General features: G+C 41.9%; 29 protein-coding genes. 14 read left to right on the forward strand and 15 right to left on the reverse strand.

What is annotated here, in order from left to right:
• The first annotated feature begins 982 nt into the window (after positions 1–982).
• From GTQ38_RS17555 to GTQ38_RS17565, 3 genes are all read left to right on the forward strand, one after another.
• Positions 983–1,795: a CPBP family intramembrane glutamic endopeptidase gene (locus tag GTQ38_RS17555; RefSeq protein WP_161436876.1), complete on the forward strand. Its 813-nt coding sequence runs from the start codon at positions 983–985 to the stop codon at positions 1,793–1,795.
• A gap of 307 nt (positions 1,796–2,102) precedes the next feature.
• Positions 2,103–3,479: an alpha/beta hydrolase gene (locus tag GTQ38_RS17560; protein WP_238858011.1), complete on the forward strand. Its 1,377-nt coding sequence runs from the start codon at positions 2,103–2,105 to the stop codon at positions 3,477–3,479.
• Between the two features lie 368 nt (positions 3,480–3,847).
• Positions 3,848–4,891: a Kelch repeat-containing protein gene (locus GTQ38_RS17565; RefSeq protein WP_161436877.1), complete on the forward strand. Its 1,044-nt coding sequence runs from the start codon at positions 3,848–3,850 to the stop codon at positions 4,889–4,891.
• A gap of 135 nt (positions 4,892–5,026) precedes the next feature.
• On the opposite strand, the gene GTQ38_RS17570 is transcribed toward GTQ38_RS17565, so the two are convergent.
• The 3 genes from GTQ38_RS17570 to GTQ38_RS17580 form a co-directional block, all read right to left on the reverse strand.
• A complete protein-coding gene (locus GTQ38_RS17570; RefSeq protein WP_161436878.1) occupies positions 5,027–6,373 on the reverse strand; it encodes an amidohydrolase family protein in 1,347 nt (448 codons plus the stop codon).
• Positions 6,374–6,484: 111 nt separating this feature from the next.
• Positions 6,485–6,772, reverse strand: coding sequence for a type II toxin-antitoxin system RelE/ParE family toxin (locus GTQ38_RS17575; protein ID WP_161436879.1), 288 nt, complete (start codon positions 6,770–6,772; stop codon positions 6,485–6,487).
• Positions 6,765–7,004 (reverse strand): ribbon-helix-helix domain-containing protein, encoded by a 240-nt coding sequence (locus GTQ38_RS17580; RefSeq protein WP_161436880.1) that lies wholly within the window; start codon positions 7,002–7,004, stop codon positions 6,765–6,767. Before GTQ38_RS17580 ends, GTQ38_RS17575 begins: the two co-directional genes overlap by 8 nt.
• Positions 7,005–7,427: 423 nt before the next feature.
• Between GTQ38_RS17580 and GTQ38_RS17585 the strand changes: the two genes are divergently transcribed.
• Both GTQ38_RS17585 and GTQ38_RS17590 read left to right on the forward strand, forming a co-directional pair.
• A complete protein-coding gene (locus GTQ38_RS17585; protein WP_161436881.1) occupies positions 7,428–7,991 on the forward strand; it encodes a DinB family protein in 564 nt (187 codons plus the stop codon).
• Between the two features lie 87 nt (positions 7,992–8,078).
• Positions 8,079–8,978 (forward strand): metallophosphoesterase family protein, encoded by a 900-nt coding sequence (locus tag GTQ38_RS17590; protein ID WP_161436882.1) that lies wholly within the window; start codon positions 8,079–8,081, stop codon positions 8,976–8,978.
• A 327-nt stretch (positions 8,979–9,305) separates the two neighbouring features.
• Here GTQ38_RS17590 and GTQ38_RS17595 read toward each other — a convergent pair whose 3' ends face one another.
• Positions 9,306–10,790 carry a S41 family peptidase gene (locus GTQ38_RS17595; RefSeq protein ID WP_161436883.1) on the reverse strand — a complete coding sequence of 495 codons (1,485 nt, stop codon included), beginning with the start codon at positions 10,788–10,790 and terminating at the stop codon, positions 9,306–9,308.
• Positions 10,791–11,149: 359 nt separating this feature from the next.
• Between GTQ38_RS17595 and GTQ38_RS17600 the strand changes: the two genes are divergently transcribed.
• On the forward strand, positions 11,150–11,404 hold the full coding sequence (locus GTQ38_RS17600; RefSeq protein ID WP_161436884.1) for a type II toxin-antitoxin system ParD family antitoxin: 255 nt from the start codon (positions 11,150–11,152) through the stop codon (positions 11,402–11,404).
• Positions 11,397–11,690, forward strand: coding sequence for a type II toxin-antitoxin system RelE/ParE family toxin (locus GTQ38_RS17605; protein ID WP_161436885.1), 294 nt, complete (start codon positions 11,397–11,399; stop codon positions 11,688–11,690). Before GTQ38_RS17600 ends, GTQ38_RS17605 begins: the two co-directional genes overlap by 8 nt.
• 95 nt (positions 11,691–11,785) lie before the next feature.
• On the opposite strand, the gene GTQ38_RS17610 is transcribed toward GTQ38_RS17605, so the two are convergent.
• From GTQ38_RS17610 to GTQ38_RS17620, 3 genes are all read right to left on the reverse strand, one after another.
• Positions 11,786–12,700 carry a TolB family protein gene (locus GTQ38_RS17610; protein ID WP_161436886.1) on the reverse strand — a complete coding sequence of 305 codons (915 nt, stop codon included), beginning with the start codon at positions 12,698–12,700 and terminating at the stop codon, positions 11,786–11,788.
• Positions 12,701–12,711: 11 nt separating this feature from the next.
• The gene (locus GTQ38_RS17615; RefSeq protein WP_161436887.1) at positions 12,712–13,119 is read right to left on the reverse strand and encodes a DUF1761 domain-containing protein; all 408 of its coding nucleotides are present in this window, start codon (positions 13,117–13,119) and stop codon (positions 12,712–12,714) included.
• Positions 13,120–13,214: 95 nt separating this feature from the next.
• Positions 13,215–14,030 carry a helix-turn-helix domain-containing protein gene (locus GTQ38_RS17620; protein WP_161436888.1) on the reverse strand — a complete coding sequence of 272 codons (816 nt, stop codon included), beginning with the start codon at positions 14,028–14,030 and terminating at the stop codon, positions 13,215–13,217.
• A gap of 138 nt (positions 14,031–14,168) precedes the next feature.
• Here GTQ38_RS17620 and GTQ38_RS17625 point away from each other — a divergent pair, with 138 nt between their 5' ends.
• From GTQ38_RS17625 to GTQ38_RS17635, 3 genes are read left to right on the forward strand one after another with little or no spacing between them, the layout of a single operon-like run.
• Positions 14,169–14,315 (forward strand): hypothetical protein, encoded by a 147-nt coding sequence (locus GTQ38_RS17625; RefSeq protein WP_161436889.1) that lies wholly within the window; start codon positions 14,169–14,171, stop codon positions 14,313–14,315.
• A 24-nt stretch (positions 14,316–14,339) separates the two neighbouring features.
• Entirely contained in the window at positions 14,340–14,645 is a 306-nt protein-coding gene (locus GTQ38_RS17630) for an antibiotic biosynthesis monooxygenase family protein (protein ID WP_161436890.1), read from the forward strand.
• A gap of 28 nt (positions 14,646–14,673) precedes the next feature.
• Positions 14,674–15,384 (forward strand): class I SAM-dependent methyltransferase, encoded by a 711-nt coding sequence (locus GTQ38_RS17635; protein WP_161436891.1) that lies wholly within the window; start codon positions 14,674–14,676, stop codon positions 15,382–15,384.
• A gap of 463 nt (positions 15,385–15,847) precedes the next feature.
• Here the strand turns inward: GTQ38_RS17635 and GTQ38_RS17640 are convergent, their stop codons facing one another.
• On the reverse strand, positions 15,848–16,234 hold the full coding sequence (locus GTQ38_RS17640; RefSeq protein ID WP_238858012.1) for a nuclear transport factor 2 family protein: 387 nt from the start codon (positions 16,232–16,234) through the stop codon (positions 15,848–15,850).
• 314 nt (positions 16,235–16,548) lie between these two features.
• Here GTQ38_RS17640 and GTQ38_RS17645 point away from each other — a divergent pair, with 314 nt between their 5' ends.
• The 4 genes from GTQ38_RS17645 (at position 16,549) to GTQ38_RS17660 (ending at position 20,046) form a co-directional block, all read left to right on the forward strand.
• Positions 16,549–17,598: a serine hydrolase domain-containing protein gene (locus GTQ38_RS17645; RefSeq protein WP_161436892.1), complete on the forward strand. Its 1,050-nt coding sequence runs from the start codon at positions 16,549–16,551 to the stop codon at positions 17,596–17,598.
• Between the two features lie 68 nt (positions 17,599–17,666).
• Positions 17,667–18,674 carry a sensor histidine kinase gene (locus tag GTQ38_RS17650; RefSeq protein ID WP_161436893.1) on the forward strand — a complete coding sequence of 336 codons (1,008 nt, stop codon included), beginning with the start codon at positions 17,667–17,669 and terminating at the stop codon, positions 18,672–18,674.
• A 13-nt stretch (positions 18,675–18,687) separates the two neighbouring features.
• On the forward strand, positions 18,688–19,446 hold the full coding sequence (locus GTQ38_RS17655; RefSeq protein WP_161436894.1) for a LytR/AlgR family response regulator transcription factor: 759 nt from the start codon (positions 18,688–18,690) through the stop codon (positions 19,444–19,446).
• A gap of 156 nt (positions 19,447–19,602) precedes the next feature.
• Positions 19,603–20,046 (forward strand): hypothetical protein, encoded by a 444-nt coding sequence (locus GTQ38_RS17660; protein WP_161436895.1) that lies wholly within the window; start codon positions 19,603–19,605, stop codon positions 20,044–20,046.
• Positions 20,047–20,208: 162 nt separating this feature from the next.
• Here the strand turns inward: GTQ38_RS17660 and GTQ38_RS17665 are convergent, their stop codons facing one another.
• From GTQ38_RS17665 to GTQ38_RS17695, 7 genes are all read right to left on the reverse strand, one after another.
• Positions 20,209–20,652 (reverse strand): DoxX family protein, encoded by a 444-nt coding sequence (locus GTQ38_RS17665; RefSeq protein WP_161436896.1) that lies wholly within the window; start codon positions 20,650–20,652, stop codon positions 20,209–20,211.
• A gap of 2 nt (positions 20,653–20,654) precedes the next feature.
• Positions 20,655–21,008: a SnoaL-like domain-containing protein gene (locus GTQ38_RS17670; RefSeq protein WP_161436897.1), complete on the reverse strand. Its 354-nt coding sequence runs from the start codon at positions 21,006–21,008 to the stop codon at positions 20,655–20,657.
• A 100-nt stretch (positions 21,009–21,108) separates the two neighbouring features.
• Complete coding sequence (locus tag GTQ38_RS17675; RefSeq protein ID WP_161436898.1) at positions 21,109–21,693, reverse strand: Crp/Fnr family transcriptional regulator; 585 nt, start codon at positions 21,691–21,693, stop codon at positions 21,109–21,111.
• 82 nt (positions 21,694–21,775) lie between these two features.
• On the reverse strand, positions 21,776–22,891 hold the full coding sequence (locus tag GTQ38_RS17680) for a dienelactone hydrolase family protein (protein WP_161436899.1): 1,116 nt from the start codon (positions 22,889–22,891) through the stop codon (positions 21,776–21,778).
• Between the two features lie 21 nt (positions 22,892–22,912).
• Positions 22,913–23,389 carry a DinB family protein gene (locus GTQ38_RS17685; RefSeq protein WP_161436900.1) on the reverse strand — a complete coding sequence of 159 codons (477 nt, stop codon included), beginning with the start codon at positions 23,387–23,389 and terminating at the stop codon, positions 22,913–22,915.
• Positions 23,376–24,830: an ankyrin repeat domain-containing protein gene (locus GTQ38_RS17690; RefSeq protein ID WP_161436901.1), complete on the reverse strand. Its 1,455-nt coding sequence runs from the start codon at positions 24,828–24,830 to the stop codon at positions 23,376–23,378. Before GTQ38_RS17690 ends, GTQ38_RS17685 begins: the two co-directional genes overlap by 14 nt.
• Before the next feature lie 57 nt (positions 24,831–24,887).
• Positions 24,888–25,382, reverse strand: coding sequence for a YybH family protein (locus tag GTQ38_RS17695; RefSeq protein ID WP_161436902.1), 495 nt, complete (start codon positions 25,380–25,382; stop codon positions 24,888–24,890).
• Between the last annotated feature and the right edge of the window lie 32 nt (positions 25,383–25,414).

Genomic DNA, 25,414 nt, shown 5'->3' on the forward strand with positions numbered 1-25,414 from the left:
GATTATATTTCAACATTTCGATCATGCGGATTTCCACCAGAGGTGAATAAGTGTAATCCGTGCTTTGAGGATATTTTAGGGCTATTTGATTTGTTCCTTTTTGCTTCCCCAAAAAGGGGACTTTTTGGAGAGGCATTTTTAAAGCATCGCTTTAAAACCGAATCCATTCTTCTGAATCGCCTCCAGGTTCCTTCGCCGAAGTAGCTCGGCTACGGAGGCTGAAAGGCTTCGGCGATTCTTTACGAAGATTGTCTTCTATGCTGCCCAAAAAGGTTAGTCTTCGGTTAAAGTTTTTGAATGAAAGTGGACCGAAGGTTTTTAAGAAATAGCGCTGCTGCAAGCGGAAGTGCGTTCCGCCGTATGCTTTGGAAAGCTAATTTATAAGAGAAATCAACCAGGCGGAAAAGAGCATGGAGCGTTAGCAGCATTCACGGTATTGCCAAAGGCAATAATTTCCTATAAAACCTTCTTGATTTTTTGGTTCGTTTTGTATCAAGACAAAATGAACAATAGGTATGGGTTATACGTAGCGTAATAAAAATGCGGAATGCAGATTCGCGTTATCGGAGTACTGATTCCTTCTTGCTTGTCCAAAAAGGACATCCTCTTCGTATGTATTTTCGCAATGGCCCGCCTAAAGGACGGGCATGCAAAAGCAGCTCAGAAACTTCGCCCTAAAGGCAAAATCCTAAAGGGTACCATTCGAAGCTTTCTTCGCTTATACTTGGGAGAAGGATGACCTCCAATTAAACCATCGACCGCACGAATATGCAATCCGTGCTATCTATTTTAATGCTCAGATAAATCCCTGCCATCCATAGTGATTAATGTCATTTAGTATTCTTTCCCAAAACCCTACACTAAAAGGTTCTTGCTGGAGATATCTTAGTTTTTGTGGTCATTGATCCAATTGGCCCATAGCTACGTTTCCTTGACGCTCATAGGAGTATTTTCAACGATCGAAGAATTCAAAAAAGTCCATATGAAAAAGCCAAGTCCTAATAACCGCTTCCCAACCAGGTTCTTTTTGTTGACCTTCTTTCTTTCATTGCCCTTTTATATCCTGAATGCATTGGCATATGAGCGTGTGTTGGGAAGGCCAGAGATTGGCGCCATTTACATTGCGCTGTTCACATTCACGCCAATTCTAGCAGCCTCTTTTCTTACATTTCGGACTAATGGGTATCAAGGCCTTAAGGCATTACTCGCCAAGACGTTTGATTGGAGAAAGATCAAAAAAAGCCGTTGGTATTTCGCCATTGTTCTGTTGCAGCCTCTGCTCTTCCTGCTTTCCCTGGTGAGCCTGGTTTTACTTGGATTTCACATGCCACCTAGCTTGACTCCCTTAATGGCATTGCCAGTGGTTATTCCGTTCATTTTTCTCTTGGCGGCAGGCGAAGAGGTGGGTTGGATGGGATATGCATTTGAGCCAATGGAAAAGCGTTTTGGTACCCTTAAGGCGGTGTTTGTTTTAGGGATTATTTGGGCATTCTGGCATTTGCCCTTCTTTATGTACATATTTCCCGACCCATTTGTTCTTACATCCCAGTTTTTGACGCTCATCGCAGGCCGGGTTCTACTGGTATGGATCTTTTGCAATACGGGAAGAAGTGTCTTTGGTTCTATTTTGTTCCACGCCTCGGGAAACGCAGCAATGGTGGCATTTCCTGAAATACAGGCCTTGGTACCATGGGGATCCATCATATATTTTGCCTTCATACTTGGGACTGCTTCTATAGTGACCCTTTTATGGCGTAGATCCGGCGAAAAGCAAACCAAGTTGACCAATCAATGAATATATGTTTCTCCAGATCTTTGGAGTAGACCATTCCTCAAAATTTTGTAAAGTTCAGATAAACGTTTGATTACGGTCCAAAATTTGCAGTAATTCGCTCAAATCATTGATTTCAAATATCTAAATTTATCTCATGAGCTCCGAGGTTACCATCAAATCTAAACTATCATCATTTCTTTTTCTTTTTAGCCTTTTTCTGTGTAATTCCCAAGTTTCTTTAGAGAATTTGTCTCTGGAATATGGTGAATACGAGGTCGGATTTCGTCATTATTTGAAATTAGATAGTACCCGGACCTATAAGAGAATTATGGATTTTACGAATGAAAGTATCTTGCGTGAAATTCCCATCAGTATTTGGTACCCTGCTCAAGGTGAATTCAGCACGGCTTCTTCTATGCTCGTTCTTGACTATATGCACATATTGAAAGAAGAGGAAGAATGGGAAAACCTTCCCGATGAACATATTCTGAATTGGTTCTATTATCCCAACACCGAGACGAATCAAAGTCATTTGGAGGAGAAAGTAAAAGCAACTTTAGGAGCAAATGAGTTAGCAGGAAGTTTCCCAACCGTCATTTATGCACCAAGCTATCAGGCATCGTCAATTGAGAACTTTGCCCTCTGCGAGTATTTGGCCAGCCATGGTTTCATCGTAGTTTCCAGTCCTAGCAGGGGCGCCGAAACCCGATTTTTTGAAGGTGGAACAGCAAATGATATGGAGACTCAGGCAAGGGACATAGAATTTCTTATCAAGGAAAGTTTAAATCTCGAACATATAGATAAAAATGCAATTGCTACAATGGGTTTTAGCTTTGGGGGCCTGTCAAACGTACTTGCTCAAGCCCGTAATGGCCTGATCAAGGCAAATGTCAGCCTGGACGGAAGCGTAAGATATCAATACCCCACTTTGAAGAAATCCCCATTCTTTTCTATCGAAAAGGTGAACGTCCCTTTTATACATATGGCGCAAAAATTAATTCCAGAACAGGTGATGAAGGAGGATAAAATTGATCCTTCCCTAAATAATGATTTCATCTTTTTTGATGAATTGAAGGAAAGCGAGGCCTATAGTCTTCGCTTTAATAACCTGACACACTCCTATTTTTCTACATTAGGTGTTCTTTTTCAAGCCCGGGATTTGCGCCAGGACAAATCTGATACTGAAATTCTTGAATCCTATAGATGGATGTGCCGCTACACACTGATGTTTTTGAATGCCTATTTAAACAAAGATGTGGAGTCCAAGGGTTTTTTAAGAAACGAGCCGGCTAAGAATGGGGTGCCCTCGGGAATTATTTCCGTACGATCAAAACAACCCGCCATGAAAAAAGTTGAATTTGAAGATTTTAACGATATGGCAGCAAAGAGAGCTTATAAAGATCTTGAAGGATTATATGAATCGATCCAAAGGGAAAACCCGGGATTTGTTTTGGAGGAAGGAAAATTGAACACACTTGGGCTGCAACTGGTATTACAGCCAGATAAAGCCAACTATGGGATAGAGGTTTTTCATCTTGCCGTGGGAATTTATCCTGGATCAGCCAATTTGTTCGACAGTCTTGCAGAGGGTTATCTCCTTCTAGGGGACAATAAAAATGCGATCAAATATTTTGAAAAATCGCTGCAGCTTAATCCGGAAAATGAAAACGCTATTAATAGATTAGGACAGCTTAAAGGCAAATGAAGGAACACCCTTAAGGCTTTTTCATTGGTTTTAAACTGAAGATTTTTCAGAAATAGCGGTGCTGCCAGCGGAAGTGCGTTCCGCCGTTCAGTTTGGAAAGCCTATTTTTTACTCAAAATAAACTAGGCGGAAAGGAGCATGGAGCGTAAGCAGCAGCCGTGGTTTTGCCAAAGGCAAAAATTTCCTATATAACCTTCTTGAACTTTTCGTTCTTTTGTCTTGAAACAAAAGAACAATTAGAAAATAGTTATTAAGAAGATAAAATTAGTACGGATTGCAAATCCGCGCTAGCAGGTTTATCAAGGTATAATATAAAATGTACCAGAGTACCCTGAAATTTGGTAATTTTAGAGGTAAACCCTAAAGACATGGCTCATATTTGGAAAGTACTACTATTGCCGATAGTCTTACTGAATGTTTATGCTTGTAAGAACGATCAGAAAAACCGCTCTGATACTGAGGAATTGCAACAGATGGAAGAGTCGGAAAGTCCATCCGAAGCTAGCTGGCGTTATGTTACCTCCGAAGACGGCAGCCTGCCTGTGGCCCGTCACGAAGCGGCGTTTGCACGAGTAGGGGACAAATTCTATCTTCTTGGCGGAAGAGGTGATCGAGCTACCAGCATTTTTGATACCAGCACAAATACCTGGACGGAAGGCCCGGAACCTCCTCTGGAGATGCATCATTTCCAGCCTGTGGTTGTTGGAAGCAAGATATACATATTAGGCGCATTTACCGGAGGTTGGCCAGATGAAACTCCCATACCACATATTTACATCTACGATACGGAAACCGATACCTGGACCCAGGGGGATGAAATTCCTGAGAACCGGCGCCGGGCCTCTACGGGCAACATTCTGCATAATGGAAAGATCTATATGCTTTGTGGCATTAAAAACGGGCATATTGGAGATCACAAGGATTGGGCAGACAGCTATGATACGGCAACAGGTTCCTGGGAGATCCTCGTGGATGCTCCCCGTACGCGAGATCATTTTCAGGCTGTGCTGCATAAGGGAAAAATCTACGCGCTGGCTGGCCGGAATACCGGTTCTACAGATACACCTTTTGGGGGCACGATTGCTGAGGTAGATGCCTATGATATAGCATCGAACAATTGGTCTTCCACCTCAGATCCCATTCCTACAGAACGAGCCGGGACTGCAGCTATTCTGTATATGGGGCAAATCCTTGTGGGGGGAGGGGAATCTACCGTTCAGGAAAAGGCACATGCTGAGGTAGAAGCCCTGGACCCGGAAACCGGTAATTGGACCGTTTTTCCGGAATTGAATGAGGGTCGACACGGAACTGGTCTGGTGGGATTCGAAGGCCAGCTCTACATTGCATCCGGCTGCGGTAATCGTGGAGGATCGCCGGAGTTAACCACAGTAGAACGCCTAGGTGGTGAATAAGTTAGTGGGTACTATATGTTCTTTGGATTGGATAGGAAATCAGCCATAGACTCTTTGACCTTTCCAAAGATCATTCGGCACTTCGGTAGACTTAAGCGGATGGATTAATATCGCTTAGTCTTTATTGGAGGTCGATTATTCTTCGATTCGTTTTTGAATTATACCTCTTTTAATAACAGTGTGAATTGCCATCGTATTACTTATTTCCTCCAGTGGATTCCTGTCTAGCAATATCATGTTTGCTATTTTACCATTTTCAATGGAACCCAAACTATCCTGAGCTTTCATCATTGTAGCCGCATTCAAGGTTCCCATTTTGATTATATCGAGTTGGTCCATTCCGCCCATTTCAAACAATTGCATTTCTTCGTGTAAACTATATCCCGGTAAAACAAACGGACCCGTATCGGTTCCCAAAGCGAAATTTATTCCATTTTCGTACAATACTTTTATGTCTTCAACCTGGAAAGCAACAATATCCGAGAGTTGTACATCCTCCTTTTGTAAAAAATCTTTCCAGAAGCTGATGTTGTCCTTGGAACGGGCTATGTAACCCGGATCATTGGCTTTTGAGAGATCCGCTTCATCGAACACCCTTTCCTGTCGAACAGCATTCACCCACTCGGGAAACAAGGGATATAGGAAGCCCTTATCAATCATGAGTGTGGTGACGAATGAAGGCTTCTGCTCGTATATTTTTTTTATAAGTAGCGTGTCTCTTTGAAAGTCAATGTCAATACCTGTCCAGTGTACCAGGTTTTTAATACCGGCATCCAGTGCCATATTTAATTCAGTATTGTCACTTACATGAGCGAAAACATCCGTTCCGTTTTTGGTCGCCTCTTTCTGAATTTTATTAATAAATGCTTGCGGCATTCGCTCTACCCAGGGCGGGTGAGGTCCATCTTCTATGGTGAGCTTAATTCCAACTATAGGGTATTGTGTAACTTCTTTTACCAATCCTTCAATTTGAAGTGTATCTTTTATTAAGAATACCGTTTTTCCATCAACCCAGTTACCTTTATAGGTCTTGACAGGATGTCTGCCTTCCATGGTAAAGTGCTGACTGGTATGAAAGACCAGGGGAGCGGGAATGGTGTCCTGATTGCCATGTGCCCGCATGGCAGCATAGTATTCATTTGTACAGAGACTTCCTCCGGTAATGAAGATAGATGTTACTCCATAATGTACAAATTTGGGAAAGTCTCTTTCAAAATCACTGCTGTGGACATGGCAGTCAAAAAGTCCGGGAATGAGGAACTTTCCGGTTCCATCGATCAGGTTTTCCGTGCTTTTCATTAATGCCGAATCAATGGCAACTATTTTCCCGTCTCGTACACCAATGGAGACATTGGTTTTCATTGGCATTCCTGTTCCATCAATTAGGTTGACATTCGAAATAACCAGGTCCAGTTGATCTGACTGCTTGGATTTACAAGCAATCAGAAAAGAAAAAACAAAAAGTATGATTAAGTATTTCATAATTCTTATTTGAGTGATCACCAAAGGCCTTGTCTATGATTCCTATCCTGATATTAATCATCAGGATGAATTATTGGAGTCGTTGCTGGCCACAGTATTTTTTTGAGCTCCTTAGAGTATATTGTTTAATTCCTGTCTTCCGACAATCGCCATTATCTCAACCATTCCATCGTTGACCTTATAGTAGATGCTATCCGTTCCGCAAACGCAACGTCTATATCCCTTCTTAATGAAGTCGACTGATTCGAAAGAGAATGGGCTTTCGGCAATGATGTCGAAATGCTTGAACAACGAGTCAAAATATTTGTCAGCTTGAGGAATTCCGAATTTCTCGATGCCGTATTGGTGAATTCTGATCAGGTCGTCTTTGGCATCATTGCTCAGTCGGTACTTAGCCATTGAGCAACGACTTTGACTTGTTCAGAATTTGTTCCTTACTGTCACTGGTAAATCCACTCCTTTCAGCTCTTTCGAGTTTGGCCCTGACCCAGTCTATCTGGATCTGCTGTTTTCTCGCCTGTCTGATGAGATCGTTCACAAGCTCGCTCTTACTCGAATATTCCTGATTTTCCACTTGTGATTTCAACCACTTGTCGTTGGGTTCTGTGAGTGTGATGCTTTGTCTTGCCATGGCCTTGTTTCTTTTTGGTGTAAATTTACACCAAAATCGAATCCAATACAAGTTTTCTTTATATTGTAGCAGGCAGTCCCGCTATGATTCCCTCCTAAGGTTTATCGTCAGAATGAATTATGCTATAGACGTTGTTACCGGTAATTACTCGATACCATGACAATCCTTAATAACCAAACTATATTGACTAAATTAATTACTTTTCGCTTTAAATCGATTTTACCATTTATACATTTTCAATCTCCATATTCCGATTACGTATAGTTTTTTGCTATGTACGGTAACAAACTCAATCGCTTTGATTTGTATCTTGTTTATTTATAAATTTCGATCAGGCAATATTAGTCTAAACCACATTCAATGTATTCCAGTTTTTGGTGAGAGTATCATGAAATCTGGAAGTATTTATTAAAACATGGAACTATGAAATCTCTAAAGTATAAAGCGAGCTTTTTTATCTTATTTCTATCGTTTGTTTTGGCGAATGCCCAGGGCGAAATGAAGTCTGTTGAGGGTTATTCTCCACAAATTGGGACAATGGTCTATATGCTGGAGGACCTAAAGAGCAGGATTACCGATCAAGTTAAAGAACTGGACCAATCGCAAACAGACTTTTTATATGATGCGGATGCCAATAGCATTGGGTCATTGGTAATGCATTTGGTGTCTACGGAAGCGTATTACCAAATAGAGACTTTGGAGGGTAGGCAATGGACAGAAGATGAGCGAATGCGATTAGGTGTGGCAGGGGAACTTAATGAGGGATCCAAAAGAATTCTTAAGGGCAAACCGATTCAGTACTATTTGGATCTATGGGATGAAGTTCGCCAAAAGACCCTGGCCGGACTTAAAGCCAAAGATGATGCCTGGTTCGCATCAAGTATAGCAGAAGGTCTCAACTATCATTACGTCTGGTATCATGTTATGGAACATTCGGCCAATCATATGGGGCAAATAGCAACCGTAAAGAATCGATTACCCAAATAAACCGTTGTAATTTGAAAATGTATATTCCAATGAGCTTTTCCGGAATAAAGTTCAAAAAAGACATTATGGTCAAAACAATATAGGCGAATGGAAACAAGGAGGGTCTTTATTAAAAATACCGGGCTTTTTACATTGAGTACCATGGTTTTTCCTTTCCATGCAAGCCTTGCCAATCTACCTGGAGATAAGGTCCGCATTGGAATAGCAACGGACTCTCATTATGCAGACAGAGATTCGGGAGGTACTCGCTATTATCGCGGGGCATTGGATAAGATGCGTGAATTTGTGGACGTCATGAACAGGGAAAAAGTGGATTTTGTTATCCATTTGGGGGATTTTAAAGATGAAGACCAAACCAAGGATACCAAGAAAACGCTTAGCTACTTACGTAAAATTGAATTGGTTTATTCCGGCTTCAAAGGCCCTCGATACCATTGCATCGGGAACCATGATGTGGACAGTATTACCAAGGCGCAGTTTCTTGATAATATCGAAAATACGGACATTCCGAAAGGGAAAAGTTACTACTCATTTGACCTCAAAGGCTTGCATATCATTATTTTAGATGCCAATTTCAACAAGGACGGAACGGACCAATATTATCTGGAAGGGGCAGATTGGCAGGATCCCAACCTGACGGAAGAACAATTGGATTGGCTGGAGGAGGACTTGAAAGAAACAAAGAAAGCCACACTGGTTTTTTGCCATCACCCGCTATTCGAGTTCCACAGGGAGGGTTATAGATTTCATATTAATGAATATGAAAGGGTTCAAAAACTCCTTGAAAGTTCTACTAAGGTTTTGGCTGTTCTCCAGGGCCACGTACATGAAGAAAGGCAGAGAACTATAAACGGTATTCACTATATCACCCAAAACGGGATGGTTGATTTTCAGGGCCTGGAAAATAATAGTTTTTCAATTTTGGAAATTCAGGACAACAGTATGAAGCTACATGGCTATAGAAGAGCGAAGGATATAGATTTATAGAAAAAGCACGGATTACACTTGTCCACCTCTGGTGTAAATCCGCGCGATCTGGTTATTTATTACTTTTTGTTATGCATTCCTCTCTCCCGATAACTATCCGGGTCGTCGGATGCAGTAAAAGGAATTCAAAAAGGACACCTTCTCCGTATGTATTTTTGCTGTGCCCTTCCGTCGGTCGGGCCAGCAAAACCAGCTCAGAAACTTCGCCCTACAGGCCAAATCCTGTAGGGTCCCATTCGAAGCTTTCTTCGCTTATACTTCGGAGAAGGATAACCCTCAATTAAGCCGAAGTTTTTTCAGAAATAGCGGTGCTGCGGACATTCGGCTTTAGTCTTGCTTTATTAGTTCTAAGGTGAACTTCAACACCACGTCCTTCCCTTCTAAAATATCCCGTATTGAGGCATCCACAGTATAATCAGGGGTTACACCTCTATCTCTCAGGTGTGGATTTACATTGAATTCAGAATGTAATAAAGGAAAATTGATCCCCACATCAGTATGGTCACCGCGAATGGACAATTGACGGATTCCGTTACTCATTCCTGAGTAACCGCCGGTTTCAGCGCCAACAAAAATGGCATTGGTATGTTCTCGCAAGAGGCCAGCTGCCATGCTAGCCGCCGACAGCGTCCCCCCGTCAATAAGTACATATATCTCTCCGTTAAATGAATTTTCTGCAATAGGTTTGAATGTCTGTAGTTCCGTAATATTATCAGATCTTGTTACTATCATTTTTCCGCTAGTAGATTCTTTCAATCCGAAATAGGCGTTTAAATCCAATTGATCTTGAGTAATATTTGAGAAATAATGTTCATCCCCATTCAATGAGATTTCCCATGTCGGTTGTAAAGGGGTAGAGATAAAATATTGTAATAATTTTCCAACATTACTCCCCTTGCCTCCACCATTACCTCTTATGTCAATTATCAAATTCTGTATTTTATTCTTGGAGATTTTGTCAAAGGCTTCTTTATAAAAATTGAAATATATGTTTTCGTCTTCGTAAAAATCATCTTTAAAGAATCTATGTATCTTCATTAATGCATAGTTATTTTCCTGATCAATATGAAAGTTATATGCATCTATGGCTAAAATTTCAGCCATGCCAGCTGGATGCAGATTGTCTCCGTACTTTTTTAGCTCATTTTCACGAAATGTGCCTTCTTCTAATGAATTAACCTTAAACTTCTTAGTTCCTTTTGACAAGTGATTCTTAATTACGAGTTCATAGGATTCATTAAACCCGAATATTAATGGAAAAATTCTATAAAAAGAATTGAACGGGCTACTAAATCGGTAATATATAGGACCCTTACTTTGACCGTCACCCGAATAGTATTCCATCAGCTTTGACAAAATGTAATTGGTATTATGACCATTTATTGAAATAATTTCCGCTCCGTCTCTGACCTCTCCATTTCCTATATACCGGCTTACAAATATTCTTTCATCTTTTATATAACAGTGAAATGGGAGTAATTTTTGTTTTCCAATATATGAACGAAGATGATTCAAAGCGAATGTCCGGGTATGACCATCATGCAGATGCGCAACTAGTTTAAGGACCAGTTTGTAGAATTCAATTTTCCTTAGCGGTTTTGAAGATTCGGATATTAAGGTTGTAAAATGGATCTCAAATTCTTCCTTAGATAGATGGGAGTAAAAACCGGGATGTGCATACTCTAGTGCATCTCTAAATTTATTTAAGTCATGATGCATTTGAACCGGATAATAGAGCATATCCTGTTGAGAAAATACACTTGATTGTATAATACCGATGCAAAGCAAAATCGTGATTGTATGTTTCATCATTTTTTTAAAGGCAGGATTCTCTCAGAGGACGTGTGAAAGCTTAGTATTTGGATTAAAGACTTTATAGATAATACTCACCGGTAGGCGAAAGGTTACGAATTTTATTATATTCTTTGAGCGAATAGATTTTTGCAAAACGGCATCCAAGTTTTCCTCCTCCTTAGGCCCTCCTAGGAAGTTCTTCCAAATCCTTTAAGAAGTTTTAGGAAAATCTCTAAGAGGGTTTTAGAAGATCATATTGATTACTTAAAAGCGTCCTAACTAGAAGAATTGGAAAGAAAGTTCAAATAGAGGATTCTTAAAGTGCTTGGTTTTGCACCAAAAATACGCTATATTGCACCAATAGTATTACGATTTATATGGCAACTATAAGAAAATCAATCACTTTTACAGAACAACAAGATTTGTGGATTAAGAAGCAAATTGAAAAAGGTGATTACACAAACGACAGTGAATATTTACGTGATCTGGTACGCCGCGACCAGGCGGAGCAACAGAAATTGGATGAGTTACGGGCAGCGGTTCAAGTTGGGCTTGATAGTGGAATAAGCGACAAGTCTGTTGAGGAGATTTGGAAAGAAGCGGAAAAGCGACACACCAAAGGAAATGGTTAAATATCGGCTTAGCCAGGCAGCTGAAGCTGATATCGCTGCAATTGCAGATTATACAATTCACAAATTCGGTCTCAGACAAGCCCGGAAATACCGGGACGGTCTAATGGATGCCTTTGAACAGTTGGCCACCAATCCCTCACTAGGGCGAATATTCTTATTGCAAGGTCAGAAGGAGCTGAAAAGTTTTCGGTACGAGTCGCATGTGATCTTTTATACCAATACAGGCCCTGGAATACTTGTCCTTAGGGTGCTTGGGGGTATGATGGATTTTAAAAGGCACTTGTAGAGTCCAAGGACGATTAAACCGGTTGGCACGGATTTCCATCAAAAGCTTACAAGTGTAATCCGTACTATCAGGATTTATGATCCTTTTTCCATCATTTACTCCAATCCAACAAACACCGGCGCATATTGTTCCACCTCGTCATCGGTCAGTTGAACGATTTTGCCATCCAAGCCGCGCTTATACAGTTCGTAGCCTGAATGATTGTTCATGGAAGCCTCAAAGATGAGTTCTCCTTTTTTATTCCAATGGTGAAATACCTGATTGCTCTCCAAAGGTGTGACCGATTCCAAACCCGATCCGTCCGGGTTGATCAGATATATATCGTAGTTATTGTCCACTTTCGAGGCGAAGGAGATCTTGTTATCCGATCTCCACCTGGGCGCTGCCGCCAGATATCCGGTCCATTGCTTGCCTGCGCCTTCATCCGGATGGGAACTTATTTTTTTCATTTGCCCGGACTTCAAATCCATCACATAAAGAGCATCGGTGAAACCTAATTCCCTGGGTGAACTTTTTTCACTGCCGCGGAAGACAATGCGTTCTCCATCAGGTGAAAAGGCAGGGTCATTGGCATAGGCCAGATTGACCACTATTTTTTCGAGGATCTCTCCTTTCAAATCAATGATATAGAAGGTCGGTTTACTTTCCTCAGCCGGCTTTACGATGAATTCTCTGCCTTTCTTTCTACTGCTGAGCCAGCTGTCTGCCAGTTTGTGATCGGCAATTTTGCGAAGATTGTTCCCTTCGGCATCCATTTCATAGAGATAGAAACACCTGAAACATTGGTCCCGGTCCGAAAGGAAGTAGATTTTTCCGCCGTAGCTATGATACACCCAATCCACCGATTTTGAATTACTAATGTTCTTTGCATTGGTACCATCAACATCCATCATATAGATCTCATAGTCCTGTGTCGCGGCATCCTGCAAAACATTGTAGGCTATTTTTTCCTGAGCCCAAATAGTGGCTACCCCAAGAGCCAGGCCGAATGTAAAAAGTATTTTTTTCATGCTGTATTAACTTACCTCCAAATGCCTAAGATGAACCCGATCAGTGTAAAATAAAGGACAATGTAACCGCTGTTGATAAGGATATAGGTCCAGGACTTTTTCTCAAACAGTGCAATTGTTGTAAAGATCATAGCACAGAATCCGAATCCGGTGAAAAAACCTGCAGACATACCCCAAACCCAATCTGTTTTGTCGTCACCCAGGAAAAAAGCCAAATTATAAGACATTAGCAGTGCCAGTACAAAACTGAGCGTGTATAGTTTTCCCATGTTGGTATTCTCAAAATCGTCGTCCGTGAGCTTATTTTCCTTTTTCCAGGCGTTGTAGAACAAGGCCGGACTATACCAAATTGCCCCTACAACCAGATTGGCTATTGCGCAAACAAAAACTGCGATGTGGTTGATGTAAATGTTTTCCATTTGTAGTTGTTTGATGTTACCCTACAAAACACGTCATTTTAGTTGTGGATATATTGTAAAAAATTTACCTGCATAGGTTTACAGGGAGAATGAAGCTATTTAACAGGGAGAAAGTTAGGGTAGTCACCTATGTCAGTAAGGTACTTTGTGGGATTAATACCAGAAAATGATTGAAAGTCTTTAATGAAGTGTGCCTGGTCAAAATAACCACAATCTACAGCGATGACTGTCCAGGATAGTTCTTCCCCATTTTCTACAGCCGAAAGGATCTCGTTGAAACGAACGATACGATGAAACTGCTTTGGCGTGATACCAACATACTTTTTAAAGTGCTGGATGAACTGTTTTTGGGAATAGCCCAGCTTTTCCGAAAGCTTTAATAAGTTGATCTGGGTGGGCGAGTTCTCAATGGCCTCAATGGCATAACGGATAACTTCCAGATAAAAGTCGTCCTTCCTTAATTGAACATCCAGCCATCTTTCTATGGCCAGGAACTTTTCTTCAGGGGCAGTCGGCAATTTGAGCTCTTGAAATAGTTTTAATATTGGATCTCCTAAAACCTCTTCCGCCGGAACAACGCGATTGGTGTATATTGCCACTGAGGTATGTAGTAGCGGAAAACCAGCTCCAGGTCTAAAGACCAGCACCATCATTTCCTCGTGATGGCTGCTTATGGTAATATAGTCTTTTTGCACCCCTGAAAACCAGACATCACTACATTCTTGTTGGATTTTCCCGCTCTCGTTGTCATAAATGTATTTGGGGTTGTCAGTGAGTTCAAATACAATGTTTATAGCCCCGTCTGGCAGGTATTTGTCCTTTTCGTGCTGGGGAAAGTAGTCTTTGTGGTATAGCAGGTCGCTAACATACTTTTCCAGCCTGGTAGGGATTTGGTATTGGTTGAATATCATTTGTCAAGACTATCCTCACCTAAATTAGTAAATTAGTCCATGACTTCGGATGTTTAGAGTTAAACTCCTTTTCAATGTAGACTAAAGTTCAAACATAGAATTCTAAATACTATGACTAAAAATCAAAAGAACTTGGGAATGACTGGTTTAATAATTGGCACTATAGGTCTTATCGCAGGGATATTATTGATAGTTTCAGGTCAGACCCTGGTGGGTGCTGCAGGATCAGTTGCCAGTGGTGGCCTTGCGCTCAAGGGATTTCTTGACTCCAGAAAGTCTGAATAAAAGAATCCAAAATATTGATAAACTATGACAGTAGAATATATACGCTATAAGATAGAACAAGCAAGAAAAGACGACTTTTTGGCTGCCTATGAAAGTGCCTCAAAACAGCTTGACGATTCCAAATATTGCCTGGGATACGAATTGACCCAATGTGAGGAAGAACCCACTAGTTTTATTCTCAGGATTGAGTGGACATCGACCGAAGATCACTTGAACGGATTTAGAAAATCTCCGGATTTTGCTTTGTTTTTAGGACATGTCCGCCCTTTTTTCAATGATATTCAGGAGATGAATCATTATCAATTAACAGCGATAAGGAAGGACAAATAGCAAGAGAAAAGCTCAAAAACTAATCGAAATGAAACTCACTACCTTCATGCTAATTGCGCTACTGCTTATTGGTTGCAAGAACAGTCAGCAAAGTTCCGATAAGGACCAAACGCGAGAGGAAGCTCATGGTCAACAAAATGATAAGCATTCAAAACATGGAAAGGCCAATGAGTATATGCACCAATCCTCCGTTCAGGACCTGATCAAAAGATTTGAGTCGCCAGAAAGGGATGAGTATCAACAACCACAAAAAGTTTTGGAATACTTAGGTGATATTCAGGATCAGAAAATCATGGATATTGGCTCCGGTTCGGGTTATTTCTCCGTAAAATTAGCAGCGAGAGGAGCAAAAGTCATTGCCGCGGATGTGGATGATGAATTTCAGGCATTCATTGAGAAACGCATAAAAGAGAATAATTTAAAGAATATTGAAACCCGAAAAATACCCTATGATTCACCTGCATTGAAAGATCAGGAGGTAGATAAGGTGTTTATTGTAAATACCTATCACCATATCGAAAACAGGCCCGGGTATTTCACAAAAGTAAGGCAGGGAACCAAGGCGGATGGGGAACTCATCATCATTGATTTTTTTAAAGCTGATATGCCGGTGGGGCCTCCGGTGGATCATAAAATTGCAAAGGACAAGGTTATTCAGGAGTTAAAAATGGCAGGATATACTTCTTTTGACATCAATGTCGACCTGCTTCCTTACCAATATATTATCAGGGCGAGATAAGCTAATGGACTTGCTTTAAAAGTTTAAGTCGTAAAGTATTTATGCTTGCGATGCCAGTCGGAGTAGATTTGCAATCCGTGCCCGAATTTATCTCATGTATAAACTTTATGACAGGCCTTTCATTTTCTTTGCATGTCCAAAAAAGAACATTTATCCCATGTTAGCGCAAGATGGTATATTCATTTCTTTTGCTGTGCCTTCCTCTCCCCCGATTATTATCGGGGTCGTCGGAGGCAATAAGAAACGAATCAACCCGCCCGAACGTGCCGTTCGGTACGGGCGGGTTGGTTCGTTTTACTCATGGCTTATCTATTTTGTAATTAGGAATTCGTGAATGCTTCGCATTTGTATCAAGACAAAATGAACAAACAGAAAGGCCATTTAAAGAATAAAGTTAGCACGGCTCATACCTTGTTCGCCTCCGGTGGAAATCCGTGCTATAAGGTTTGGGATACCAAGTCTATCAACCTTTAACCTTTACCGTATTCACTGAAGGAATATCCCAGCCCTCAACGATCTTGTCGTTAAGAATGCGCCAAACTACCACCGCATCCACTACCATTTCGCGCATGTCCAGGAGCATGCTGTTTTTGCTGTGGGTAACGACTAGCTCATCTCCAAAGGCATGGGCAGATTGTACGTTGACCTTGAACTTGCCTTGTGTGAGGGCTCCCATTTTCATAAAGAAATCCTTAAAACCCTTCAGGCCTCTATAATCTCCATGCAGTTCGGGTAACTCCGGGTTAAAATAATGCCAGAGCATATCCTCACTTATTACTTCAGCTAAGGTATCCGGGTTTGTAAGATCCATTTTGCTGAGAACCGCGATATTGGGATGCTGCTTTTCCATGATGGTAATTAGTTTGTTGTGAATACTGATAATAGGACATCAGCTGAGAGAATATTTTAGTTGAAAATTAGCTGCCAGGCAATGACTAATATCAGATTGCCCCGACCTTGCTCTTCACAGACGAAGAGATTATCCCGCTGTTGTCTTAAACCTGAAATTCCACCACTTCAACTTGTTATTGACCCTAATCGGCTTTTCTCTTTTTTAGAAGCGTGGCTTTAGTACCAATTTGCATCTATAACATCAAAAAAAGGACTGTTATGGGTTTTCAAGCAAGAAAGATTTCACCGTTAGTTTGGATAACTATCTTCCATTTGTTCTTAATTCAGGGACACGCTCAACAGCCTGCCCATTCCAACACTATAAAGGGCCCGGGCGGCAGTGAAATTGCCAAGGATTCCATCGAATATTTTATTCAGCAACAGATGGAGGCGCTAAATGTTCCCGGTGCCTCCCTTGCCATTATTAATGAAGGGGAAGTTGTCTATCACCTGGTCAGGGGATATGCAGACAAAGAACAGAAGGTTAAGGTCACAGCCAGCACAATATTTGAAGGAGCTTCCTTATCCAAACCGCTGTTCGCCTATTTTGTGATGGGCTTTGTGGAAGAAGGTAAATTGGACCTGGACAAACCGCTTTACGAATATTTACCCTTTGAAGACATTGCCTATGACGAGCGATACAAAAAGATCACAGCCAGGATGGTACTTTCGCATACCGGCGGATTTCCGAATTGGAGGACAGATCATGAAGGCGGTAAGCTTTTTATCTCCTTTGAGCCGGGCACGGATTTCCAATATTCCGGGGAAGGCTATCAATACCTGGCAAAAGTATTGGCCCATATTCTTGGAACGGACGATAAAGGATTGGAAAGGACCTACCAGGAAAGGGTGGCGCGACCCTTAAACCTGGAGTACACTAAATTTATTCAGGATGATCACAATATGCGGAACAAGGCCAGGGGTTACATAGATGGCAGGGCGCTAGATCAACATCACGACGACCCCAATATATTTGGTTCGGCCTTTTCAATTCACTCTGAGGCTATGGATTTTTCCAAATGGTTGATCGCATTATTGGATAAAAACGGATTAACAGAAGAAGGTTATAAGGAGCTTTTTAAAACACAATTCGTACTGCCCGATGACCATCCCCAAAGGGAAGCAGGTGTTACAGATTGGACGCTGGGATTTGCAAAAGGAATTTTGCCTTTTGGGACTGCCTACGGACACGGAGGAAACAATCCCGGCTATACCAGTATTTTTGTGATTGCCCCGGAAACCAAATGGGGATATGTGATATTCACCAATAGCAATCAGTCTCCATTGCCCATGGTATTACTTCAATATTTGATGAGGCCATGACGCCTTAAACCCAGAATAGACCCCGATAAATACTATCTTGTTCTAATTTGATAAAAAGAATCCCGGACATGAATAGTTTTAAGTTCAACAAATCCGACTATACCTTTATCCTGATTTACTTTGCAGGTGCCAGTATATGGTTGTTGTATCGATGGAATGTTGAGAATTATACCTCCTTCGAAATGATCACTGGATTACCGGGTTTCATTATCAAGAACCTCTTATTGCTTTATATCTTTAAATGGTTGATCAATGAATATCTGGTTGTACGAAAGAACTATGTGGTTTTTATATTGCTGGCTTTTGTAGCCTGGGAAGTTGTAGGTTTTTTAGATATGTGGCGGGATTATTATACCGCGGAACCTTCCTGGAAGTTACCTTCTTTTGGGGTCATGCTGGTTGATAACTTTTATCGCTCCGCCGCGGATTCGGTGATGCTGGTGGGAATAATTCTGGGTAAGAAGTACTATGAGAATAAGCTGGATTATGCCCGACTGGAGAGCGCCCAAAAAGATTTGGAACTTAAGGTGTTGCGCTCCCAATACGATCCGCATTTTTTGTACAACAGCTTGAATACTATTGATGCCTTGGTGGAATACTCCCCAAAGGAAAAGGTAAAAGAATACATTTCACATCTGGCCGCTCTTTATCGGTACCTGATCCATACCAAAGATGAAGAGGTGGTAAGCTTGCATGACGAGTTGGGGTTGGCAAGGAATTATTTTTATTTGATTGAGACACGTTTTGAAAACGATTATTGTTTTAAAATAATGGAGAAAGAGGAGCCTGAGGCCAATTATCTTCCAAACGGAGCCCTATTGACAGTTTTGGAAAATGTGGTGAAACACAATGAGGCATCGGAAGGGAATACCATCACCACCCAAATTGTAATCGAAAAAAAGGCCGTTAGGATTGTAAACACACTTTCTAAAAAGGAAGTCAGTGCAGAATCCATGGGAACTGGTATAAAAAATCTCAAAAAACGCTATGAACTGTTGAGTGACCGCAATGTAGCCATTGAAGCCACAGAGCATAATTATACCGTAATTCTGCCATTGCTGAATCTGGTGAAATAAGACTGATAATATCATGCGAATCCTTATACTGGAAGACGAAATTCCTGCCAAAAAGAAATTGGTCAAATACCTGGTGGATTATTTCGGAGAATCGGTTATCCTGGAAAGTTCCCGGACAGTAAAGGCTGGGATCGAACTATTGGAAGAAAACCCGGACTACGATCTCATCTTATCGGATATTAAACTTCTGGACGGAAATGCTTTTGAAGTTTTTAGCCAGGTAGATACAAAAGCTCCGATAATATTCTGTACCGCATATGACGAGCACTTGCTGCAAGCATTTCAGACCAACGGAATTGCCTATATCCTGAAACCTTATCAGGAAGATGAACTTAAACAGTCCCTGAGAAAATTCGAAAGATTATTTCAATCCAAAACACCCGAGAAGGGAATATTTAAGCAACTGCAAGAAGCCCTTAAGGATAAGGGAGGTAGTTATAAAAAACGCCTTGCCATAAAAAAGCGCGATGGGATCAAATTATTGGAAGTATCCCAAATAAGCCTGATCCAGGCCAATGGGGATTTCTGTAAGCTCTTTGACTCCAACGGTGGTCTACACAGCATCTCCAGGAGTATTGGGGTATTGAACAATGAGCTCGATCCAAAGCACTTCTTTAAAATTAACCGTAGTCAAATTGTAGGGATAGCTCATATAGAAAAAATCGAACCCTATTCCAAAAATCGGCTTGCGATACGTTTAAAAGCCCATAAAGAACACCTTGTCACCAGCTCTTCGGTGACCAAAGACTTCAGGATATGGCTTGAAAATTGAATTCTTTGCATGCTACCTAAGTCTCTATGTCTGGTTGATTTTTTTCTTTGAATAAGGCCAAATTATTGGTTTCAAGGCTATTACTTTATAAAATAAACGTGGCTAAACCCCGTTATATATGGATATTATAGCAAGTATTAATCAAATCTTATTATTATGAAATCTATAAAGTTTTACCTTATTGCTTTTACTGTTATGGCATCGGCAGCCTTTGTTGGCTGTAGCGATGACGACGACGACACTATGGCCCAGGTACGGGTAAACGGTGTGGTTTTCGATAATGGGGATGATTTCAACGGAGACGTGGACGGAGACTTTATGGGAACCGGTGGTAACGCTACCAGGACTTTCGTCTGGTTGAACAATTTAACTACTGCAGACTACAATGCCGATATCACAGCCTCAGCCGAAGGTACTTTCACGATCATTGTTTTGGATGCCAACGGTAATATCGTTTTGAACAGGTCTTTGGACGGAGCTTCTGAACCTGATAGCATTTCTGGCGTAACGGAAAGCGGAATCTCTGGAGTATGGTCAGTTACCATAACCCTTGGTTCTTTCAATGGGGATGGAAGTTTCTCCTTGAGCGAGGGGAACTAAATTCTAACAGCACAATCTATCCTAAAAGAGGTCATCGCGAGGTGGCCTTTTTTTGTAATCCTGTTAGAGCTGGTGCACTATTTCATCCTAAAACCAAAAAAAACAGTGGCCCGAAAATAAAACCTTCGAACCACTATTTCATTATCAAACACCTTCTTGTATTTATTTGAATTTCAATCTGCCGTCCACGGAATAACTGCCTCCTCCTGAAATTACCAGGCTGAATGCCATTCCTATCCAAAGAATAAAGAATTCATAACCTTCACCTGCCTGATTCCCATACCAGTTCATAAAAAAACCGTTTTCTATATGAGAGGAGAATGCGATTCCCAGTGCCATGAAAATATAAGAGAGCGCAATGATCCGGGTTACCGCTCCAAGGAGCAAGGCCGCTGCCCCGAAAAACTCCAGGACGATCACCAGAAACCCGACAAGCCAGGGCAATCCCATAGTATCTGTGAAAAACCCCATGGTACCGGAAAAGCCATATCCTCCGAACCATCCCAAAAGCTTTTGCGCGCCGTGAGCGAATATCACCACTCCCAGCGAAAGCCTGAGGGCCAGGGGAGCATAAGAATCCACCGTACTGAATATACTGCGTTTCAAGATCAGCTATTGTAATAGAATTTCTCTTTGACGATCTTCCCGTCTTTCCATTCCTGGACAGCAACCTGGGTGTAATTGCGCACACCCCATTCCCTGTGGGTATAATCGTAGTGCCATTCAACCATACTTGTGTTTTCGCCTATGGTGACTTTTAATGGCTTTGCTCCTCTGAATTCCACAATACTATTCAGGAATTCTTCTTCCCTTTCACGGTTTACACTTTTACCTACAAATGGCTCGCTTTCGTTTTCCTGCATGACGACATTTTCGTCATAGTACTTTTCAAAGGCCTCCATGGCTTTTCCCTGGAGTACCATATCGTTTAAATCACTGATCTTTTCTAATAAATTGGACATAATTTTTGTTTTTGAATTTTTATTGGAACAAATTTCCAAAAAGGGATCGCCCCAAAAATTCAGCTAGAAGTAAAAAGGGTGTTCAACTAGATTAACAAGATCAGCCTTCCAGTATAATTTCTGCCCGGATCTTGCTGAGGAACTGCTTGGTAATTCCCAAATAAGAGGCGATGAGGTATTGAGGTACCCGCTGCTCAATGTTGGGATATTGCTTTCGAAAGATCAGATAACGCTCTTTAGCGGGCAGGCTGTGGTTTCTAAGCACTCTTTTCTGAGCGGCCACATAAGCGTTCTGCATTATGAGTCTGAAAAAGCGTTCCATCTGTGGGATCTTTTCATAAAGCTGTTCCAGGGCCTCATAGGAGAATTGGACTACTCTGCAGTTTTCCAGGCATTGTACATTGTAATCCGAAGGTTCCCTGGAAATAAAACTCCCCAGGTCTGCTGCCCACCAGTTTTCTATGGCCAAACTAACCACGTGTTCGTTACCTTCGGTATCCAGAAAAAAGGTCTTGGCACAACCGCTTACAATGAAGGATTCATATTTGCAAACATCTCCCTGCTGTACAATGAACTGGTGTTTCAGGTAATCTCGCAGCTTGACGTGATCTGCTATCACATCACATTCAGCATCACTCAGCGTGATGAACTTTTTAATATAATTAAAAAGCGATTCTAGTTCCATATACCTTTCGTGCCAATGCTCTCAGAACCCCATTCTTATCTGAACTATTTCATGTGGAAAATAATTCAGCTGCGGATTGGGGTCAATCGGTTTTAATGGGTTCAAAATACTCAACCTTGTGGAGCAAGTCAAATTCAGTCTCCGGAAACTTGAGTTCTGATTGGGTCTTTTCAGATCCTGAATTCAAATATGCTTTGGTGATCCTCAATATGGTTTCATATCCGTTCAAGGCGAATTTGTTTTCACCAAAAAGCCCTGGTATCAAGGAAGCCAGATGTCCGAACGAAGTAAAGTGCCAGTGCGCGATCTTATTAAGTCCTACTAAAGTGCGTTTGGCGTACACCATACTCTTTATCTTGTCCAGATAGGTCCGGGCAAAAGAGGCATCATAAATATGAAGTAAGTCCGCCTTTACGTTCTCCGGGGCACAAAAGTGACTCTCATTGAGCAATCTTGCCCCAAACCTATCGCCAATACCTCCGTCGTAACTGATCACAGATTTAATATTAGGGTTCCTACAGGCCAGGCCCAAAGCGGATTGCCCACCAAAACTGAAGCCAATAGCTATCATACCGGACAAATTCAGTTGTTCGTTTTCTGATAATACGGATAGTGCGAATTCATAGTCCCGTATTTCCGTTTCCATGCCAATACTGTTCACGTCCAGTTCCTGTTGGCGGTATCCTTTAATGGGGACATTGACGGCGACATATCCCATTTCTGCCAGAGATTCTCCCAGAAAAGCAAAGTCAACCGCAGAGCCGTGAATCAGCAAAACAACCGGATGTTTTCCCTCCGCCATGGAAGCGTTTTTTATCGCATTCATAGGTAGTTTTGCAGAGGCGATGGAATCCAGCAGGGCCTTATCCGCTCCCTGTGATAAGGGCCACTGATAATACTCCTCCACGGTTTTCCTATAGTTTTCCTCTGAGGCCGTTTCACCCATTTCAGCACTTTTAATCCTGAGATAATCAGAAAACAACATCCTTTCAGCCTTCTTTTCCGCCTGGGTAGGATACCAGGTATTGATCTGTATGAGCCGTCCGAAACTACCATCTCGGGTTGAGGGTCTGGAGCGGTCTACCTCAATACGCGAACTAAATCCAATGACATCCGATTCCAAAACATTGGCTTGCTGGGCAGTACTCAATTGTAGCAGAAGGGCGAAAAAAAGAGAAGTCAAACCATTATGTTTCATCACTGTCGTATTTCTTTAAGACTAATTGTTGCCTCCAAGGATCATTTTATTGATAAGGGCCATTTGCCCCAGGTGGTAATAACTGTGCTCAATTACACCTTCCAGGTTTCGCTCATAACTTCCGTATTTCTTGTCTACAAAAGGCTCATCTAATTTCTGCTCTTCAAGGGATGCTACATGTTCTATAAACTCTTCTGAGTTGGAAAGGAAGTCCTCAATCAGGCTTTGCCAATCCCTTTCAGATCTTATAGGGGGCAGATCAAAACTGTATTTGTCACGGATCTCCAACTCACCCCCTTTGAATACATTTAATACTCCTCCAAGGTAATAGTTGAGGTGATAGGTCAATGCCGCTAAGGTATTTAGCGAATCTACCTTTTGAACGGCCTGCTGCCAGGAAATACTTTCTATTTGGTCCTTTACATTAGTGTTTGCTATCCATCGACCATCAAGAAGCACTTCCCTGAGCCTGTTTGCTATGGATTCAGTCCTGCGCATTACGTATTTCTTCAATTACCTTTGCGTCTATCCAATAAATATCCTGATCACTGGTATAGAGCAGGTATTTTCCATCTGCGGTCACGAAAGGACAAAGCTCGTGATGTTCGCTATTTACCCTTTCCCCCATGTTAACTGATTGAGACCAACCACCGTCTGCCTGCTTGAAACTGATGTACAGATCACCCCGGCCCAATCCATCGGGACGCATGGCACAAAAGATCAGGTATCTTTCCCCTGGATCCACAAAGACATCCGCTTCGTATTCTGAAGTATTTACAGAATCCTCCAGGGCCACCGCTTCCTGAAACTCCCCGTTGATCATTTTTGAATAATAGATATCATAATCGGATTGCTTTCGTTCTTCGGGAGCATTGGAATTAGATGAGAAGTACATGCTGCCATCTGTGGTGAACGAAATGTAGTACTCATTGCCGTCTGAATTGATATTCGGACCGGCGTTTATGGGATCGGACCAGGCAGCTCCATTGCGCTCAACAAACCAGATGTCGTGATCCTTAAGTTCTCCCTTGCCGTCCATGGCCCTTTCAGATATAAAATACAGCCGTTGCTCGTCCGGGGAAAGAAATGGATCGTTATAGCCATAACGCTCGTGTGAAAGTATGGTTTCCGGCGCAGTCCAGCGGTTATCCACGAGCTGGGAATAACGGATCTCGTTTTTACCATTAACATCCACCCCATAGTAGAATTCGGTATTATCCACATTGAAGACCGATCCGAATTCAGACTCCTCTGTGGAGATAAAATTAGGTGCAAAAAGTTTAGCGGTTAAGCCCGGAGGATCCTGGCCCATATGTGCTCCCTTCATTTCAAAGACCCGAACTTTACTCTCGTCTGCCCCATTGGAAACCAGCCATTCGGAGATGCTTGTCGCGGCTGTTCTTCGGGAAATTTCCAGGGGAGTACTTCCGCGCTCATTAGGGGTATTGAGATCAGCCCCGTATGTTGCCAGTTTTTGGACAAAGGAGAGGTTCCTGTTCAAAATGGCCCTTTCCATAAGGGAAGGCCCGTAGCGTTTTGCCCATCCATTATCCTCCAGTAATCCTGTCAGCATCTCAAAATAAGTGTCGTTATTGAACTGCACAGCCACATGAAGAGGTGTTTTACCTTCGTTATCCTCCGAAAGGATCTCTATTCCCTGGTCGATCAGGAAATCAAAAACTTCTTTCTGACGGCAGGCCACAGCCCAGTGTAACAAAGATCTTCCACGCATATCCCGAACGTTGATGGAAGTGTCTTTTAGCAATGAATCCAACCTCGTAATATCCCCATTGCAGGCTGTTCTTTGAATATTCTGGGCATGGGTATAGTTTGTAAAAAGTATTGAAAATACAAGCAGGAGAAAGCGGTATTTCTTAATTCCTGCTTGCATCGTGATGGGGCTCTGGGCCTGATCAGGACCCATGCTATGTTGTGGCATGTTGTTTGCTAATTAGGGATTCCTAAATTTAGGGATTTTTTGAGAGGCGAACGAAAATTAGTCTTTGGGTGGTTGCCTCAGGGCTTCATCCACCTCAGTGACTGTTTCAACCTCCAGGATCTCAATCCACTTACCATTGATTTGAGTATATATGCCGGTTCCTACTCCTGAATAGGCTGGGCCCTGGCCCATAGGATATAACTTCCATGCAAAGTGCACCATGACCACCTCTTCTGAAAGCATTTGTAGCTTTAGTTCCGGGATCACCATCCGCTTATTGGGAAACTGTTCAAATACTGCCTGGAAACGTTCTCTTAAGGCCTCTTGTCCCTTATAAATGCCGTCCGTACCGTACATTCTGACTTCCGGGGCAAAATTGGCCAGGAATAGATCCAGATCCCCCTGATTGAATGCCTCAATGGTAGACAGGAATAGCTCCTGTACCGGATGATTGTCCTCCGGATCTTTGTCTTTGGTTGTGTGGTTAACCTGACCACAGGAATAAATGTGAAGCAATGCAAAGCAACATCCAAATAATAATTTAGTTCTCATGATTAATGCAGTTTTAAATGTTAAGATTCGAT

It is taken from the genome of Poritiphilus flavus (assembly GCF_009901585.1).
Taxonomy (GTDB): Bacteria; Bacteroidota; Bacteroidia; order Flavobacteriales; family Flavobacteriaceae; genus Poritiphilus; species Poritiphilus flavus.

What these genes read in the sequence shown, in the direction of transcription:
- GTQ38_RS17670 (WP_161436897.1), bottom strand. Translation starts at nt 21,008, where the DNA reads ATGTCCAATTTATTAGAAAAGATCAGTGATTTAAACGATATGGTACTC.
- GTQ38_RS17680 (WP_161436899.1), bottom strand. Translation starts at nt 22,891, where the DNA reads ATGAAACATAATGGTTTGACTTCTCTTTTTTTCGCCCTTCTGCTACAA.
- GTQ38_RS17555 (WP_161436876.1), top strand. Translation starts at nt 983, where the DNA reads ATGAAAAAGCCAAGTCCTAATAACCGCTTCCCAACCAGGTTCTTTTTG.
- GTQ38_RS17655 (WP_161436894.1), top strand. Translation starts at nt 18,688, where the DNA reads ATGCGAATCCTTATACTGGAAGACGAAATTCCTGCCAAAAAGAAATTG.
- GTQ38_RS17650 (WP_161436893.1), top strand. Translation starts at nt 17,667, where the DNA reads ATGAATAGTTTTAAGTTCAACAAATCCGACTATACCTTTATCCTGATT.
- GTQ38_RS17590 (WP_161436882.1), top strand. Translation starts at nt 8,079, where the DNA reads ATGGAAACAAGGAGGGTCTTTATTAAAAATACCGGGCTTTTTACATTG.
- GTQ38_RS17610 (WP_161436886.1), bottom strand. Translation starts at nt 12,700, where the DNA reads ATGAAAAAAATACTTTTTACATTCGGCCTGGCTCTTGGGGTAGCCACT.
- GTQ38_RS17685 (WP_161436900.1), bottom strand. Translation starts at nt 23,389, where the DNA reads ATGCGCAGGACTGAATCCATAGCAAACAGGCTCAGGGAAGTGCTTCTT.
- GTQ38_RS17565 (WP_161436877.1), top strand. Translation starts at nt 3,848, where the DNA reads ATGGCTCATATTTGGAAAGTACTACTATTGCCGATAGTCTTACTGAAT.
- GTQ38_RS17600 (WP_161436884.1), top strand. Translation starts at nt 11,150, where the DNA reads ATGGCAACTATAAGAAAATCAATCACTTTTACAGAACAACAAGATTTG.
- GTQ38_RS17575 (WP_161436879.1), bottom strand. Translation starts at nt 6,772, where the DNA reads ATGGCTAAGTACCGACTGAGCAATGATGCCAAAGACGACCTGATCAGA.
- GTQ38_RS17640 (WP_238858012.1), bottom strand. Translation starts at nt 16,234, where the DNA reads ATGGAAAAGCAGCATCCCAATATCGCGGTTCTCAGCAAAATGGATCTT.
- GTQ38_RS17585 (WP_161436881.1), top strand. Translation starts at nt 7,428, where the DNA reads ATGAAATCTCTAAAGTATAAAGCGAGCTTTTTTATCTTATTTCTATCG.
- GTQ38_RS17675 (WP_161436898.1), bottom strand. Translation starts at nt 21,693, where the DNA reads ATGGAACTAGAATCGCTTTTTAATTATATTAAAAAGTTCATCACGCTG.
- GTQ38_RS17620 (WP_161436888.1), bottom strand. Translation starts at nt 14,030, where the DNA reads ATGATATTCAACCAATACCAAATCCCTACCAGGCTGGAAAAGTATGTT.
- GTQ38_RS17615 (WP_161436887.1), bottom strand. Translation starts at nt 13,119, where the DNA reads ATGGAAAACATTTACATCAACCACATCGCAGTTTTTGTTTGCGCAATA.
- GTQ38_RS17560 (WP_238858011.1), top strand. Translation starts at nt 2,103, where the DNA reads ATGGATTTTACGAATGAAAGTATCTTGCGTGAAATTCCCATCAGTATT.
- GTQ38_RS17605 (WP_161436885.1), top strand. Translation starts at nt 11,397, where the DNA reads ATGGTTAAATATCGGCTTAGCCAGGCAGCTGAAGCTGATATCGCTGCA.
- GTQ38_RS17580 (WP_161436880.1), bottom strand. Translation starts at nt 7,004, where the DNA reads ATGGCAAGACAAAGCATCACACTCACAGAACCCAACGACAAGTGGTTG.
- GTQ38_RS17635 (WP_161436891.1), top strand. Translation starts at nt 14,674, where the DNA reads ATGAAACTCACTACCTTCATGCTAATTGCGCTACTGCTTATTGGTTGC.
- GTQ38_RS17690 (WP_161436901.1), bottom strand. Translation starts at nt 24,830, where the DNA reads ATGCCACAACATAGCATGGGTCCTGATCAGGCCCAGAGCCCCATCACG.
- GTQ38_RS17625 (WP_161436889.1), top strand. Translation starts at nt 14,169, where the DNA reads ATGACTGGTTTAATAATTGGCACTATAGGTCTTATCGCAGGGATATTA.
- GTQ38_RS17595 (WP_161436883.1), bottom strand. Translation starts at nt 10,790, where the DNA reads ATGATGAAACATACAATCACGATTTTGCTTTGCATCGGTATTATACAA.
- GTQ38_RS17630 (WP_161436890.1), top strand. Translation starts at nt 14,340, where the DNA reads ATGACAGTAGAATATATACGCTATAAGATAGAACAAGCAAGAAAAGAC.
- GTQ38_RS17570 (WP_161436878.1), bottom strand. Translation starts at nt 6,373, where the DNA reads ATGAAATACTTAATCATACTTTTTGTTTTTTCTTTTCTGATTGCTTGT.
- GTQ38_RS17660 (WP_161436895.1), top strand. Translation starts at nt 19,603, where the DNA reads ATGAAATCTATAAAGTTTTACCTTATTGCTTTTACTGTTATGGCATCG.
- GTQ38_RS17695 (WP_161436902.1), bottom strand. Translation starts at nt 25,382, where the DNA reads ATGAGAACTAAATTATTATTTGGATGTTGCTTTGCATTGCTTCACATT.